The sequence below is a fragment of the Pseudomonas sp. SWRI111 genome (assembly GCF_014268555.1).
GTDB lineage: Bacteria > Pseudomonadota > Gammaproteobacteria > Pseudomonadales > Pseudomonadaceae > Aquipseudomonas > Aquipseudomonas hamedanensis.
In genome coordinates this window covers 294,689-309,017 of record NZ_JABWQQ010000002.1, presented here as the reverse complement: position 1 = coordinate 309,017, position 14,329 = coordinate 294,689, and the positions used below count along the sequence as shown (strand labels likewise).

At 57.3% G+C, this 14,329-nt stretch carries 15 protein-coding genes; 13 read left to right on the top strand and 2 right to left on the bottom strand.

The window, feature by feature from the left end; translation table 11 throughout:
* Nucleotides 1–13: 13 nt before the first annotated feature.
* Together dnaN and dnaA are read right to left on the bottom strand one after the other, a co-directional pair.
* A complete protein-coding gene (dnaN, locus tag HU755_RS04930) occupies nucleotides 14–1,117 on the bottom strand; it encodes a DNA polymerase III subunit beta (RefSeq protein WP_186546224.1) in 1,104 nt (367 codons plus the stop codon).
* Nucleotides 1,118–1,156: 39 nt separating this feature from the next.
* Nucleotides 1,157–2,683 (bottom strand): chromosomal replication initiator protein DnaA, encoded by a 1,527-nt coding sequence (gene dnaA / locus HU755_RS04925; protein ID WP_186618846.1) that lies wholly within the window; start codon nucleotides 2,681–2,683, stop codon nucleotides 1,157–1,159.
* Nucleotides 2,684–3,249: 566 nt separating this feature from the next.
* On the opposite strand from dnaA, the gene rpmH reads away from it, so the two are divergent.
* The 13 genes from rpmH (at nucleotide 3,250) to HU755_RS04860 (ending at nucleotide 14,326) form a co-directional block, all read left to right on the top strand.
* Nucleotides 3,250–3,384 carry a 50S ribosomal protein L34 gene (rpmH, locus tag HU755_RS04920; protein ID WP_003213577.1) on the top strand — a complete coding sequence of 45 codons (135 nt, stop codon included), beginning with the start codon at nucleotides 3,250–3,252 and terminating at the stop codon, nucleotides 3,382–3,384.
* 16 nt (nucleotides 3,385–3,400) lie between these two features.
* The gene (gene rnpA, locus HU755_RS04915; RefSeq protein ID WP_217844315.1) at nucleotides 3,401–3,802 is read left to right on the top strand and encodes a ribonuclease P protein component; all 402 of its coding nucleotides are present in this window, start codon (nucleotides 3,401–3,403) and stop codon (nucleotides 3,800–3,802) included.
* Nucleotides 3,795–4,040: a membrane protein insertion efficiency factor YidD gene (gene yidD, locus HU755_RS04910; protein ID WP_010465488.1), complete on the top strand. Its 246-nt coding sequence runs from the start codon at nucleotides 3,795–3,797 to the stop codon at nucleotides 4,038–4,040. The genes rnpA and yidD overlap by 8 nt, the downstream gene beginning before the upstream one ends.
* A gap of 2 nt (nucleotides 4,041–4,042) precedes the next feature.
* Nucleotides 4,043–5,725: a membrane protein insertase YidC gene (gene yidC / locus HU755_RS04905; protein ID WP_093096467.1), complete on the top strand. Its 1,683-nt coding sequence runs from the start codon at nucleotides 4,043–4,045 to the stop codon at nucleotides 5,723–5,725.
* Nucleotides 5,726–5,806: 81 nt separating this feature from the next.
* Nucleotides 5,807–7,174, top strand: a complete 1,368-nt coding sequence (gene mnmE / locus HU755_RS04900) for a tRNA uridine-5-carboxymethylaminomethyl(34) synthesis GTPase MnmE (protein ID WP_186630792.1) — start codon at nucleotides 5,807–5,809, stop codon at nucleotides 7,172–7,174.
* A 552-nt stretch (nucleotides 7,175–7,726) separates the two neighbouring features.
* On the top strand, nucleotides 7,727–9,625 hold the full coding sequence (mnmG, locus tag HU755_RS04895) for a tRNA uridine-5-carboxymethylaminomethyl(34) synthesis enzyme MnmG (RefSeq protein WP_186630791.1): 1,899 nt from the start codon (nucleotides 7,727–7,729) through the stop codon (nucleotides 9,623–9,625).
* Entirely contained in the window at nucleotides 9,622–10,266 is a 645-nt protein-coding gene (rsmG, locus tag HU755_RS04890; protein WP_186546220.1) for a 16S rRNA (guanine(527)-N(7))-methyltransferase RsmG, read from the top strand. The genes mnmG and rsmG overlap by 4 nt, the downstream gene beginning before the upstream one ends.
* 18 nt (nucleotides 10,267–10,284) lie before the next feature.
* A complete protein-coding gene (locus HU755_RS04885; RefSeq protein WP_186546219.1) occupies nucleotides 10,285–11,082 on the top strand; it encodes a ParA family protein in 798 nt (265 codons plus the stop codon).
* Nucleotides 11,083–11,091: 9 nt separating this feature from the next.
* Nucleotides 11,092–11,964, top strand: a complete 873-nt coding sequence (locus HU755_RS04880) for a ParB/RepB/Spo0J family partition protein (protein WP_186546218.1) — start codon at nucleotides 11,092–11,094, stop codon at nucleotides 11,962–11,964.
* 148 nt (nucleotides 11,965–12,112) lie between these two features.
* Nucleotides 12,113–12,520, top strand: a complete 408-nt coding sequence (locus HU755_RS04875) for a F0F1 ATP synthase subunit I (protein ID WP_008084411.1) — start codon at nucleotides 12,113–12,115, stop codon at nucleotides 12,518–12,520.
* Between the two features lie 16 nt (nucleotides 12,521–12,536).
* The gene (atpB, locus tag HU755_RS04870) at nucleotides 12,537–13,406 is read left to right on the top strand and encodes a F0F1 ATP synthase subunit A (protein WP_186630790.1); all 870 of its coding nucleotides are present in this window, start codon (nucleotides 12,537–12,539) and stop codon (nucleotides 13,404–13,406) included.
* Between the two features lie 133 nt (nucleotides 13,407–13,539).
* A complete protein-coding gene (gene atpE / locus HU755_RS04865) occupies nucleotides 13,540–13,797 on the top strand; it encodes a F0F1 ATP synthase subunit C (RefSeq protein WP_003097235.1) in 258 nt (85 codons plus the stop codon).
* Between the two features lie 58 nt (nucleotides 13,798–13,855).
* Nucleotides 13,856–14,326, top strand: coding sequence for a F0F1 ATP synthase subunit B (locus tag HU755_RS04860; RefSeq protein WP_016772403.1), 471 nt, complete (start codon nucleotides 13,856–13,858; stop codon nucleotides 14,324–14,326).
* Nucleotides 14,327–14,329 lie beyond the last annotated feature (3 nt).

Below are 14,329 nucleotides of genomic sequence, written 5' to 3'. Positions count from 1 at the left end.
CAGATTCAGCTGATTACAGACGCATCGGCATGACAACGTAAGCCGAGTCGTCATTGTCGGACTCTTGCACCAGCGCACTGCTGTTGGAGTCGGACAGGATCAGGCGAACCTGCTCGGTGGTCATCACGCCCAGCACGTCGAGCAGGTAGCTGACGTTGAAGCCGATTTCCAGCGAGCCGCCGTTGTATTCAACGCCCACTTCTTCTTCCGCTTCTTCCTGCTCCGGGTTGTTGGCCTGGATCTTCAACTGACCGCTGGCCAATTGCAGACGGATGCCGCGGTACTTCTCGTTAGACAGGATCGCGGTGCGGCTGAACGCTTCGCGCAGCGCCTGACGATCGCCCAGCACCAGCTTGTCGCCGCCCTTCGGCAGTACGCGCTCGTAGTCCGGGAATTTGCCGTCGACCAGTTTCGAGGTGAAGGTAAATTCACCCGTGGTCGCGCGGATGTGGTGCTGACCCAGGACAATGCTGACATTGCCGTCCGGTTCGGTGAGCAGACGCGCCAGTTCGAGGATACCCTTGCGTGGCACGATGACCTGGTGGCGATCCGGCTGACCGATATCGGCCTGCATCGAGCACATGGCCAGACGGTGACCGTCGGTGGCCACAGCGCGGATGATGCCGGCGGAAACCTCCAGCAACATGCCGTTGAGGTAATAACGCACGTCCTGCTGGGCCATGGCGAAGCTGGTGCGCTCGATCAGGCGGCGCAGCTTGCTTTGCTCCAGGCTGCAGGTCAGCGAACCCGGGCCTTCCTCGACAGTCGGGAAATCGTTGGCCGGCAAGGTCGACAGGGTGAAACGACTGCGACCGGCCTTCACCACCAGCTTCTGCTCGTCGACCTTGATGTCGATCAGCGCATCGTTGGGCAGGCTTTTGCAGATATCCATCAGCTTGCGTGCAGGCACGGTGATGGAGCCTGTTTCAGCCGGCTCTTCAAGTTGCACACGACCGACCAGTTCGACTTCAAGGTCGGTACCGGTCAGCGACAGTTGCTGGCCTTCGACAACCAGCAGCACGTTGGAGAGTACCGGCAAGGTCTGTCGGCGCTCGACAACGCCTGCGACCAGTTGCAGGGGTTTCAACAGGGCTTCGCGTTGAATGGTGAAATGCATGGTCTAGTCCCTTGCCTTAATAAGCTGCGCTGGTGTTCATCAAGTGGTCAGTGTACGCAGCAGGTTCTTGTAGTCCTCGCGGATGTCCGCGTCGGATTCCTTAAGTTCGTTGATCTTGCGGCAGGCGTGCAACACGGTGGTGTGATCGCGGCCGCCAAACACATCGCCGATTTCCGGCAGGCTGTGGTTGGTCAGCTCCTTGGACAAGGCCATGGCCACCTGACGCGGACGAGCCACCGAGCGCGAACGGCGCTTGGACAGCAGGTCGGAGATCTTGATTTTGTAGTATTCGGCGACCGTGCGCTGAATGTTATCCACAGAGACCAGCTTGTCTTGCAACGCCAGCAGGTCTTTCAGCGATTCGCGGATCAGTTCGATGGTGATGTCGCGGCCCATGAAGTGCGAGTGGGCAATCACGCGTTTCAGCGCGCCTTCCAGCTCACGGACATTGGAGCGAATACGCTGGGCAATGAAGAACGCGGCGTCGTGGGGCAGCTCGACTTTGGCCTGGTCGGCCTTTTTCATCAGGATCGCCACACGGGTTTCCAGCTCTGGCGGCTCGACGGCCACCGTCAGCCCCCAGCCGAACCGGGACTTGAGGCGCTCTTCAAGGCCTTCGATTTCTTTCGGGTAGCGGTCACTGGTAAGAATGACTTGCTGGCCACCTTCAAGCAAAGCGTTGAAGGTGTGGAAAAACTCTTCCTGCGAACGCTCTTTGCGGGCGAAGAACTGAATATCGTCGATCAGCAAGGCGTCCACCGAACGGTAGAAGCGCTTGAACTCGTTGATCGCATTCAGTTGCAGCGCCTTGACCATGTCAGCGACGAAACGCTCGGAATGCAGGTACACGACCTTGGCATTCGGGTTCTTCTTTAATAGGTGGTTACCCACCGCATGCATCAAGTGGGTCTTACCCAGGCCGACGCCACCATAAAGGAAGAGTGGGTTGTAGCCATGCTTGGGGTTGTCCGCCACTTGCCAGGCCGCCGCACGGGCGAGCTGGTTGGATTTACCCTCGACGAAATTTTCAAAGGTAAACGTGCGGTTCAGGTAGCTGGTGTGCTTGAGCGCGCCTTCCACCTGGACCGTGCGCTGTTCAGCGCGGACCGGGGCCTGTTGCGAAGCGGCGCCGGACATCGGGTCGAAACTGTCGCGAGACGGTTCATCGCTGACTTCGGGGCTTTTCTGCGTCGAGCGCTTGGCGGCCGGGGCTGGCGTCTGAGCTGGCGCCGGAGCGCTTACCGGCGCGGCATTGGCCTGAGCCTGGGACACCTGCGCGGCAGCCAGCGGCGCATTCGGCGCGGCACGCGGAGCGGAACTGCGTTTGCTGCCTATTAATAAGGAGAGCGCCGGCGCCATGCCGTTGCCATGCTCATCCAGCAGTTCAAGGACGCGCCCCAGGTACTTTTCATTGACCCAGTCGAGCACAAAACGGTTCGGTGCGTAGACGCGCAACTCGTCGCCTTCGGCTTCGACCTGTAGTGGACGGATCCAGGTGTTGAATTGTTGGGCAGGCAGCTCCTCGCGCAAAAGCTCCACGCACTGCTGCCAAAGTTCCACTGACACGGATATCCCCTAAGTTGAAAGCCGGTGAGGCAAAAACAAGCGGCCATTGTAGCGGCGAGCGGTTCACTTATCCACATGCAGGTTGCCCGCCGACCATGATTTATCAATGCCTTAAGTGATGAAAAAGCGACCAACGGTGTGTGCATAAGGTCTGTGGATAACCCCGACTGAGCTCACTGGACAACTGGGGGTTGAACTCGGTGGATAACCCGCCTGTGGATAAACAGCCATTTCACGCACAGCTTATCCGACAGCGCAGCACAGGCTTGTCACCGCTTACCACGGTAGTTGTCATTCTCTGTACACCTTGTATTCAAAGGCTTGATGGTACTTATCCACAGAGGAAGGCGGGTCTAGCTTTTATAAGCTTTACAGAAAAGCTTTAAATAATTCCCTTCTTTATTTTTATGTATACCGGGCAGGTGTTCTGGCAAAGACGAGCCTCGGATCTATTTATAAGGAAACGCTGGTTGGAAATTGACCTGAAGGCTTGCTTTCTCTAGAATCCCCGGTCTCTTAAAACGGGGGCCATTCCGGCCCGTTGTGGACGAACCAGGTAACACGACATGAAACGTACTTTCCAACCAAGCACTATCAAACGCGCTCGTACCCACGGTTTCCGTGCTCGCATGGCTACCAAGAACGGCCGCGCAGTCCTGTCGCGTCGTCGCGCCAAAGGTCGTGCGCGTCTGGCAGTTTGATAATCCGGTACTGGAGGTGAGTCAGGACTTCAGTCGGGAAAAGCGTCTGCTTACTCCCCGGCATTTCAAGGCAGTCTTTGACTCCCCTACCGGCAAGGTTCCGGGGAAAAATCTCCTGCTCCTTGCACGCAACAACGATCTCGATCACCCCCGTCTCGGGCTGGTTATCGGGAAAAAGAGCGTAAAGCTCTCCGTTGAGCGCAATCGCCTCAAACGTCTGATGCGCGAATCGTTCCGTCTGCACCAGGATTCACTGGTCGGCTGGGATATCGTTATCGTCGCGCGCAAAGGTTTGGGTGATGTAGAAAACCCCGAATTGATTCAGCATTTCGGCAAACTCTGGAAGCGTCTGGCACGCAGCAAGCCCGTTCCGGCAGTTAAAACCGAAACTGTAGGGGTAGACAGTACCGATGCGTAAACTGGCCCTCGTTCCGATCCAGTTTTATCGCTATGCCATTAGTCCTTTAATGGCCAGCCACTGTCGTTTCTACCCCAGTTGTTCCTGCTACGCGTATGAAGCCATTGAAAATCATGGCCTTCTGCGCGGTGGCTGGCTGACCTTTCGTCGTTTAGGTCGCTGTCATCCGTGGAATCCCGGTGGTTATGACCCGGTTCCACCTATCCCTACCTCCCGTTCTTCTTCGATGGCCGAGTAATCATGGATATCAAACGCACGATCCTGATCGTCGCCCTGGCAATCGTGTCCTACGTCATGGTTCTTAAATGGAACCAGGACTATGGCCAGGCTGCCCTGCCGACTCAGAATGTTGCTTCCAGTACGACTACATCCGGTTTGCCGGACACCGCCACAGGCACTAATGCTGCTGCCAGTGACGATATTCCGCGTGCCGCCAGCGATACCAGCGCACCTGCCGAAACGCCGGTCGCCGCCAGCAAGGATCTGATCCAGATCAAGACCGACGTGCTCGATCTGGCGATCGATCCACAGGGTGGCGACGTTGCCCAACTGACTCTGCCGCTGTATCCGCGTCGTCAGGATCGTCCTGATGTGCCGTTCCAGCTGTTCGATAACGGTGGCGAGCGTGTTTATCTGGCACAAAGCGGTCTGATCGGCACCAACGGCCCGGATGCAAACCCGGCCGGTCGTCCGGTTTACTCCTCGGAGAAGAAGACTTATCAACTGGCTGACGGTCAGGACCAACTGGTCGTTGACCTGAAATTCAGCAAGGACGGCGTCAATTACATCAAGCGTTTCACGCTGAAACGCGGCCTGTACGACGTAGCCGTTTCCTACATTGTGGATAACCAGAGCGCTCAGCCCTGGAACGGCGCAATGTTTGCCCAGTTGAAGCGCGACGCCAGCGCTGATCCCTCGTCGACTACGGCGACCGGTACCGCGACTTACCTGGGCGCAGCCCTGTGGACAAGTTCGGAGCCGTACAAGAAAGTCTCCATGAAGGACATGGACAAGGCGCAGCTCAAGGAAACCGTCACCGGTGGTTGGGTGGCCTGGCTGCAACACTACTTCGTGACCGCGTGGATTCCGGCGAAGGGCGAGAACAATATCGTCCAGACCCGTAAAGACAGCAAAGGCAACTACATCATCGGTTACACCGGTCCGACGTTGACCGCTGCTCCGGGTGCCAAGGTTGAAACCAGCGCTGTGCTGTACGCCGGCCCGAAAAGCCAGGCCGTGCTGAAAGAGTTGTCCCCAGGTCTGGAACTGACCGTCGACTACGGCATTCTGTGGTTCATTGCCCAGCCAATCTTTTGGTTGCTGCAACACATCCACGCCATTGTCGGTAACTGGGGCTGGTCGATCATCTTCCTGACCATGCTGATCAAAGGGATCTTCTTCCCGCTGTCGGCCGCCAGCTACAAATCGATGGCGCGCATGCGTGCCGTGGCGCCGAAACTGGCTGCATTGAAAGAGCAACATGGCGATGACCGGCAGAAAATGTCGCAAGCCATGATGGAGCTGTACAAGAAAGAGAAGATCAACCCGCTGGGCGGCTGCTTGCCGATCCTGGTGCAGATGCCGGTTTTCCTTTCGCTGTACTGGGTGCTGCTGGAAAGCGTGGAAATGCGCCAGGCGCCGTTCATGCTGTGGATCACTGACCTGTCGATCAAGGATCCGTTCTTCATTCTGCCGATCATCATGGGCGCAACCATGTTTATCCAGCAGCAGTTGAACCCGACACCTCCGGATCCGATGCAGGCGAAGGTCATGAAAATGATGCCAATCATCTTCACCTTCTTCTTCCTGTGGTTCCCGGCCGGTCTGGTGCTGTACTGGGTGGTGAACAACTGCCTGTCGATTGCACAGCAGTGGTACATCACGCGTAAGATCGAAGCGGCGACGAAAAAAGCCGAGGCGTAACTTGCACTGTGGATAACACCACTCAAAACGCCCCCTAGTGGGGCGTTTTGCTATCTGCCACTTTTGTCTGGATTCCGGTTTATGAGCACACCTCGCGAAACCATTGCCGCCGTCGCCACCGCCCAAGGCCGTGGTGGGGTGGGTATCGTCCGTATTTCCGGGCCGTTGGCCAGTGTTGCAGCGAAAGCCATCAGCGGCCGCGAACTGAAACCGCGTTACGCACATTACGGTCCATTTTTCAGTGATGATCAGCAGGTGCTCGATGAAGGTCTGGCCCTATATTTCCCGGGTCCGAACTCGTTCACCGGCGAAGACGTTCTGGAATTGCAAGGTCATGGCGGTCCGATCGTTCTGGACATGCTGCTCAAGCGCTGCCTGGAACTGGGCTGTCGTTTGGCGCGGCCGGGGGAATTCAGCGAGCGGGCGTTCCTCAATGACAAACTCGATCTGGCTCAGGCCGAGGCGATTGCTGATTTGATCGAGGCCAGTTCTGCCCAGGCTGCGCGTAACGCTTTGCGTTCATTGCAGGGCGCGTTTTCCCAGCGTGTGCATAACCTGACCGAACAGCTGATCGGCCTGCGTATTTACGTCGAGGCCGCCATCGACTTCCCGGAAGAGGAAATCGACTTTCTCGCCGATGGCCATGTTCTGAGCATGCTCGACAAGGTGCGTGACGAGTTATCCACAGTCCTCCGCGAAGCCGGGCAGGGTGCCTTGTTGCGCGACGGCATGACCGTGGTCATTGCCGGCCGGCCGAACGCCGGCAAATCGAGTCTGCTCAATGCCCTGGCGGGTCGCGAAGCAGCGATCGTGACCGAAATCGCCGGCACGACCCGGGATATCCTGCGCGAACATATCCACATCGATGGTATGCCGCTGCACGTTGTCGACACCGCAGGCCTTCGTGATACCGACGATCATGTGGAAAAGATCGGCGTCGAGCGCGCATTGAAGGCTATCGGTGAAGCGGACCGCGTTTTGTTGGTCGTCGATGCAACCGCACCGGAAGCGCTGGATCCGTTTGCACTTTGGCCAGAATTCCTGGAAACCCGACCAGATCCGGCAAAAGTTACCCTGATCCGCAACAAAGCGGACCTGACGGGTGAAGCAATTACCCTGGAAACCAGTGAGGATGGCCATGTGACGATCAGTCTCAGCGCCAAGTCCGCCGAAGGACTGGATCTGCTGCGCGACCATCTCAAGGCCTGCATGGGTTACGAGCAGACTTCAGAGAGCAGCTTCAGCGCACGCCGTCGGCACCTCGAAGCGTTGCGTCACGCCAGTACGGCGCTGGAACACGGCCGTGCGCAGTTGACCCTGGCAGGCGCGGGAGAACTGCTGGCCGAGGACTTGCGCCAGGCTCAGCATTCCCTGGGGGAAATCACTGGCGCGTTTAGCTCTGATGATCTGTTGGGAAGGATCTTTTCCAGCTTCTGCATCGGTAAATAGTCCCTTCGCTACTCCCGGCAGGTCCGCTCGCGACCTGCCATCTCCCCTCTCAGCATTATTTCCGCTCGCTGTTTGTCTGACTTTTCGGTCCCGACAAGGATTTTCTGCGTCTGCGATTCGCCTTTTCAGTCAATATCTGTGGATTAAGCCCTGTGAATAACTGCCGCTAAGGTCGGTTGATAACAGGGCCTGAAAACTGGATATAAACCCCTCTGTGGATAACCGTCTCTTTAATCCACAGGCTTACACCGATTATCCAAGCCCCTCACTGGCACATGGTCACAGGGTTTTGAAACTCTGTACATGTAGAAAAATAAGGCCTACAGCGATCTATCCACAGAATTGGTGCCCAGTAAGAATAAACATAAAAACAAAGGTTTTATAAATTTCTCTCTTTTTTATTCTTTTAATCTTGAGTTCTCCACAGCTGGTTAAATTTTGTGCAAAGGGTTCTTTAGGAAGGGCGAAGTCCCTATACTTGTCGACCAGGTCCAGAAACCTGATCTCAAACTAATTCCTGAATGACCTACATAAGCAGGCACGAGGTGCGTGGTGGATTTCCCTTCCCGTTTTGAAGTGATCGTCATCGGCGGCGGTCATGCCGGTACCGAGGCAGCACTGGCCTCAGCACGTATGGGGGCAAAAACCCTGTTGCTGACGCATAACGTGGAAACCCTCGGTGCAATGAGTTGCAACCCGGCCATTGGTGGCATTGGCAAAAGCCACCTGGTCAAGGAAATCGATGCCCTCGGCGGCGCGATGGCCATGGCCACCGATAAGGGCGGCATCCAGTTTCGCGTGTTGAACAGCCGCAAAGGCCCTGCCGTACGGGCGACCCGTGCGCAAGCCGACCGGATTTTGTACAAAGCCGCTGTCCGCGAAATCCTCGAAAACCAGCCGAACCTGTGGATATTTCAACAGGCTGCTGATGATTTGATCGTTGAGCAGGACCAGGTGCGCGGTGTTGTCACTCAAATGGGTCTGCGTTTCTTCGCCGATTCCGTTGTGTTGACCACAGGCACGTTCCTCGGTGGACTTATCCACATCGGTTTGCAGAATTTCTCCGGCGGCCGCGCTGGTGATCCGCCATCCATCGCTCTGGCCCACCGTCTGCGTGAGTTGCCATTGCGGGTAGGCCGCTTGAAAACCGGTACGCCGCCGCGCATTGACGGCAAGTCTGTGGATTTCTCGGTGATGACCGAGCAACCTGGCGATACGCCGATCCCGGTGATGTCGTTCATGGGCAACAAGGAGCAGCATCCGCGGCAAGTCAGTTGCTGGATCACGCATACCAACGCTCGCACCCACGAAATCATCGCGGCGAACCTTGACCGTTCGCCGATGTACTCGGCTGCCGGTGAAATCGAAGGCGTCGGCCCGCGTTATTGCCCGTCGATCGAAGACAAGATCCACCGCTTTGCCGACAAGGAAAGCCATCAGGTATTCATCGAGCCGGAAGGCCTGACTACCCATGAGTTATATCCGAACGGGATATCCACAAGCTTGCCGTTCGACGTGCAATTGCAGATCGTGCAATCGATCCGCGGCATGGAAAACGCACACATCGTGCGGCCGGGTTATGCGATCGAGTACGACTATTTCGATCCGCGCGATCTGAAGTACAGCCTCGAAACCAAAGTCATCGGCGGTCTGTTCTTCGCCGGGCAGATCAACGGCACCACCGGTTACGAAGAAGCCGGCGCCCAGGGTTTGCTCGCGGGGGCCAATGCCGCGTTGCGCGCCAAAGGCAAGGAAGCCTGGTGCCCGCGCCGCGATGAGGCGTACATCGGTGTGTTGGTCGACGACCTGATCACCCTCGGTACCCAAGAGCCGTACCGCATGTTCACGTCCCGTGCCGAGTACCGCCTGATCCTGCGTGAGGACAACGCCGACCTGCGTCTGACCGAAAAAGGTCGCGAGCTCGGCCTGGTCGATGACGCGCGTTGGGCGGCCTTCTGCAAAAAACGCGAGAGCATCGAGCTCGAAGAACAGCGTCTGAAAAGCACTTGGGTTCGTCCGGGCACGCCGCAGGGCGAAGCGATTGCGGCAAAATTCGGCACACCGCTGACCCACGAATACAACCTGCTCAATCTCTTGAGTCGTCCGGAAATCGACTACGCTGGTCTGGTCGAAGTGACCGGGCAGGGCGCAGAGGATCCACAGGTCGCCGAGCAGGTCGAGATCAAGACCAAATACGCCGGTTACATCGACCGCCAGCAGGACGAAATCGCCCGTCTGCGCGCCAGCGAAGACACGAAACTGCCTGTGGATATCGATTACACCAACATTTCCGGTCTCTCCAAGGAGATCCAGAGCAAGCTCGGTGCAACGCGTCCAGAGACGCTGGGCCAAGCTTCGCGAATTCCGGGTGTAACCCCGGCGGCGATTTCGCTGCTGATGATTCATTTGAAAAAACGCGGCGCGGGCCGTCAGTTGGAGCAAAGCGCTTGAGTTCTAAGGTCACTTCGCAGCACGCCGAAGAGTTATCCACAGGAGCCCGCGCGCTCGGTGTCCATCTGACGGAAACCCAGCATGAATTGCTGCTGGGTTACCTGGCCCTGTTGATCAAATGGAACCAGGCCTACAACCTGACCGCCGTGCGCGATCCGGATGAAATGGTTTCTCGTCACTTGCTCGACAGCCTCAGCGTGATGTCGTTTATCGAAAACGGCCGTTGGCTCGATGTTGGCAGTGGCGGCGGCATGCCCGGTATCCCGCTGGCGATCCTGTATCCGGACTCGCAAGTGACCTGTCTGGACAGTAACGGCAAGAAAACCCGCTTCCTGACTCAGGTCAAACTCGAACTGAAACTGGATAACCTCCAAGTTATCCACAGTCGTGTCGAAGCGTTCCAGCCTGATCAGCCGTTCAACGGGATCATTTCCCGGGCGTTCAGCAGCATGGAAAACTTCACCCACTGGACGCGTCACTTGGGCGATGCCAATACACGCTGGCTGGCAATGAAGGGCGTTCATCCGGCCGATGAGCTGGTAGCATTGCCGGCAGACTTCAAACTCGATAGCGAACACGCCCTGGCCGTACCCGGTTGCCAAGGCCAACGCCATCTGCTGATACTGCGCCGCACGGCATGATTGGGAACACAAGCAAGAATGGCTAAGGTATTCGCGATAGCGAACCAGAAGGGTGGTGTGGGCAAGACCACCACCTGCATCAACCTCGCAGCATCCCTGGTCGCTACCAAGCGCCGGGTGCTGTTGATCGATCTCGATCCACAGGGCAACGCCACCATGGGTAGCGGTGTGGATAAACACGGCCTGGAAAACTCGGTCTACGACCTGCTGATCGGCGAATGCGATCTGGCCCAGGCCATGCACTACTCCGAGCATGGCGGTTATCAGTTGCTGCCGGCCAACCGCGACCTGACGGCGGCCGAAGTAGTGCTGCTGGAAATGCAGATGAAGGAAAGCCGCCTGCGCAGTGCGCTGGCGCCGATCCGCGATAATTACGATTACATTCTGATCGACTGCCCGCCGTCGCTGTCGATGCTCACGCTCAACGCGCTGGTTGCCGCTGACGGGGTAATTATCCCCATGCAGTGCGAATACTTTGCGCTCGAAGGGTTGAGCGACCTTGTGGATAACATCAAACGCATCGCCGAGTTGCTGAACCCGAACCTGAAGGTCGAAGGTTTGCTGCGCACCATGTACGACCCGCGCCTGAGCCTGATGAACGATGTCTCGGCACAGCTCAAGGAGCACTTCGGCGAGCAGCTCTACGACACGGTAATCCCGCGCAACATCCGCCTGGCCGAAGCGCCAAGCTACGGCATGCCGGCGCTGGCCTACGACAAGCAATCGCGCGGCGCGCTGGCCTATCTGGCGTTAGCGGGTGAGATGGTTCGCCGTCAGCGCAAAAATTCACGCACCGCCGCCGCTCAGGCAATTTAAGGAATCCCCATGGCCGTCAAGAAACGAGGTCTCGGACGTGGACTGGATGCACTGCTGAGTGGTCCGACGGTCAGCGCGCTGGAAGAACAAGCTGCGCAGGCCGACACCCGCGAACTGCAACACCTGCCGCTGGATTTGCTGCAGCGTGGCAAATATCAGCCACGCCGCGACATGGACCCGCAGGCGCTGGAAGAACTGGCGTCGTCGATCAAGGCCCAAGGCGTCATGCAACCCATCGTGGTGCGCCCGATTGGCGGCGGACGCTTTGAGATCATCGCCGGTGAGCGACGCTGGCGAGCCAGCCAGCAGGCCGGGCAGGAAACGATCCCGGCCATGGTTCGCGATGTACCGGACGAGACGGCTATTGCCATCGCGCTGATCGAGAACATCCAGCGCGAAGACCTCAATCCGATCGAAGAAGCGGTCGCCCTGCAACGCTTGCAGCAAGAGTTCCAGCTGACCCAGCAGCAAGTGGCTGACGCTGTGGGTAAGTCGCGGGTGACTGTGGCTAACCTGTTGCGACTTATTGCACTGCCGGAAGTGATCAAGACCATGCTGTCCCACGGCGACCTGGAAATGGGTCACGCCCGCGCTTTGCTTGGTCTGCCGGACAATCAACAGGTCGAAGGGGCGCGACATGTTGTCGCACGAGGGCTGACCGTGCGCCAAACCGAGGCACTGGTTCGTCAGTGGTTGAGTGGCAAACCGGAGCCTGTCGAAGCAAGCAAACCCGACCCGGACATTGCTCGCCTCGAGCAGCGCCTGGCCGAGCGCCTAGGCTCTGCGGTGCAGATTCGCCATGGCAAGAAGGGCAAAGGGCAACTGGTTATTGGTTATAACTCGCTCGATGAGCTGCAAGGCGTGCTCGCACACATTCGCTGAAACAATTCCTCATGTAGCGCGCAGTCGGAAATCACTACCTGACAGTTGAATAGGGGCAGAACCGCCCCTATACTCTGCGCGCATTTTGTCGGCACAAATTATGCCAAGTTATTGAATTCTGGCAGCCGACCATTGGAGAGCAAACGTGATGGAAACCCGCAAGCCAAACCGCCTGCCCTTCCATCGCCTGGCAGTTTTTCCGGTGCTGATGGCTCAATTTGTCATTTTGCTCATTGCCGCTTTGGCGCTCTGGCAATGGCATGGAGTCGTTGCCGGATACTCGGGACTTTGCGGAGGCCTGATAGCCTTGCTGCCCAATGTTTATTTCGCTCACAAGGCATTTCGGTTTTCCGGCGCCCGAGCAGCCCAGTCCATCGTCCGGTCTTTTTATGCCGGCGAGGCAGGCAAACTGATTTTGACGGCAGTGCTGTTTGCACTGGTGTTTGCAGGTGTGAAGCCACTGGCGCCGATAGCAGTATTCGGCGTGTTCGTGCTGACTCAGTCGGTCAGCTGGTTCGCTCCCCTGCTGATGAGAACAAGACTTTCGAGACCTTAGGGCGTTTGAGGCAACCATGGCAGAGACAACCGCTTCGGGCTATATCCAGCACCACTTGCAGAACCTGACTTTCGGTCAGCTACCCAACGGCGGCTGGGGCTTTGCCCACACCGCAGCAGAAGCCAAGGAAATGGGCTTCTGGGCTTTCCACGTCGATACTCTCGGCTGGTCGGTCGCGCTGGGTCTGATCTTCGTTCTTCTTTTCCGCATGGCGGCAAAGAAAGCGACTTTGGGTCAGCCGGGTGCCTTGCAGAACTTCGTTGAAGTATTGGTCGAATTCGTCGATGGCAGCGTGAAAGACAGCTTCCATGGCCGTAGCCCGGTGATTGCACCGCTGGCACTGACCATCTTCGTCTGGGTGTTCCTGATGAACGCTGTCGACCTGGTACCGGTCGACTGGATTCCTCAGCTGGCCATCCTGATCTCCGGTGATGCGCACATCCCGTTCCGCGCCGTGTCGACGACCGACCCGAACGCGACCCTGGGCATGGCCTTCTCGGTGTTCGCACTGATCATCTTCTACAGCATCAAGGTCAAGGGCATCGGCGGCTTCATCGGCGAACTGACCCTGCACCCGTTCGGCAGCAAGAACATTTTCGTTCAGGCCCTGCTGATCCCGGTGAACTTCCTGCTGGAATTCGTGACTCTGATTGCCAAGCCGATCTCCCTGGCTCTGCGTCTGTTCGGCAACATGTATGCCGGCGAGCTGGTGTTCATTCTGATCGCTGTGATGTTCGGCAGCGGCCTGCTCTGGCTGAGTGGCCTGGGCGTTGTTCTGCAGTGGGCGTGGGCTGTGTTCCACATCCTGATCATCACCCTGCAGGCGTTCATCTTCATGATGCTGACCATCGTCTACCTGTCGATGGCGCACGAAGAAAACCATTAAGACCAGTCTCGACTAGTCTGATGTCCTTCCCGGTAAAACGGGAAGGGGCTCCTGACGGGGCATCTGAAACGATTTGTTTTACCGCTTTAATCTAAAAAACCTAAACCATACGACGTAAAAGTCGGGAGGAAAGATGGAAACTGTAGTTGGTCTAACCGCTATCGCTGTTGCACTGTTGATCGGCCTGGGCGCACTGGGTACCGCAATTGGTTTCGGCCTGCTGGGCGGCAAGTTCCTGGAAGGCGCCGCGCGTCAGCCAGAAATGGTGCCAATGCTGCAAGTTAAAATGTTCATCGTTGCCGGTCTGCTCGACGCCGTAACCATGATCGGTGTTGGTATCGCTCTGTTCTTCACCTTTGCGAACCCGTTCGTTGGTCAGATCGCTGGCTGATTACTCGGATATTCCGGGTAATTTGGTGTGATGGACAACGTAACTGCGAGGTGTTGGCGTGAACATTAATGCGACCCTGATTGGCCAGTCCGTTGCGTTCCTGATTTTTGTACTGTTCTGCATGAAGTATGTATGGCCTCCGGTCATCGCTGCTCTGCACGAACGTCAAAAGAAGATCGCTGATGGTCTGGACGCTGCCAGCCGTGCAGCTCGCGACCTGGAGTTGGCCCAAGAAAAAGCGGGTCAGCAACTGCGCGAAGCGAAAGCTCAGGCAGCTGAAATCATCGAGCAAGCCAAGAAACGCGGTAACCAGATCGTCGAAGAGGCTGTTGAAAAAGCCCGTATCGACGCTGACCGTGTGAAGGTTCAGGCTCAAGCCGAGATCGAACAGGAACTGAACAGCGTCAAAGACAAGCTGCGTGCCCAAGTGGGCTTGCTGGCTGTTGGCGGCGCCGAGAAGATCCTGGGTGCCACAATCGATCAAAACGCGCACGCAGAGCTGGTTAACCAACTGGCTGCTGAAATCTAAGCG

Coding starts and splice junctions, on each gene's coding strand:
- dnaN (WP_186546224.1), bottom strand. CDS start 1,117: ATGCATTTCACCATTCAACGCGAAGCCCTGTTGAAACCCCTGCAACTG.
- rpmH (WP_003213577.1), top strand. CDS start 3,250: ATGAAACGTACTTTCCAACCAAGCACTATCAAACGCGCTCGTACCCAC.
- yidD (WP_010465488.1), top strand. CDS start 3,795: ATGCGTAAACTGGCCCTCGTTCCGATCCAGTTTTATCGCTATGCCATT.
- yidC (WP_093096467.1), top strand. CDS start 4,043: ATGGATATCAAACGCACGATCCTGATCGTCGCCCTGGCAATCGTGTCC.
- mnmE (WP_186630792.1), top strand. CDS start 5,807: ATGAGCACACCTCGCGAAACCATTGCCGCCGTCGCCACCGCCCAAGGC.
- HU755_RS04885 (WP_186546219.1), top strand. CDS start 10,285: ATGGCTAAGGTATTCGCGATAGCGAACCAGAAGGGTGGTGTGGGCAAG.
- HU755_RS04880 (WP_186546218.1), top strand. CDS start 11,092: ATGGCCGTCAAGAAACGAGGTCTCGGACGTGGACTGGATGCACTGCTG.
- HU755_RS04875 (WP_008084411.1), top strand. CDS start 12,113: ATGGAAACCCGCAAGCCAAACCGCCTGCCCTTCCATCGCCTGGCAGTT.
- atpB (WP_186630790.1), top strand. CDS start 12,537: ATGGCAGAGACAACCGCTTCGGGCTATATCCAGCACCACTTGCAGAAC.
- atpE (WP_003097235.1), top strand. CDS start 13,540: ATGGAAACTGTAGTTGGTCTAACCGCTATCGCTGTTGCACTGTTGATC.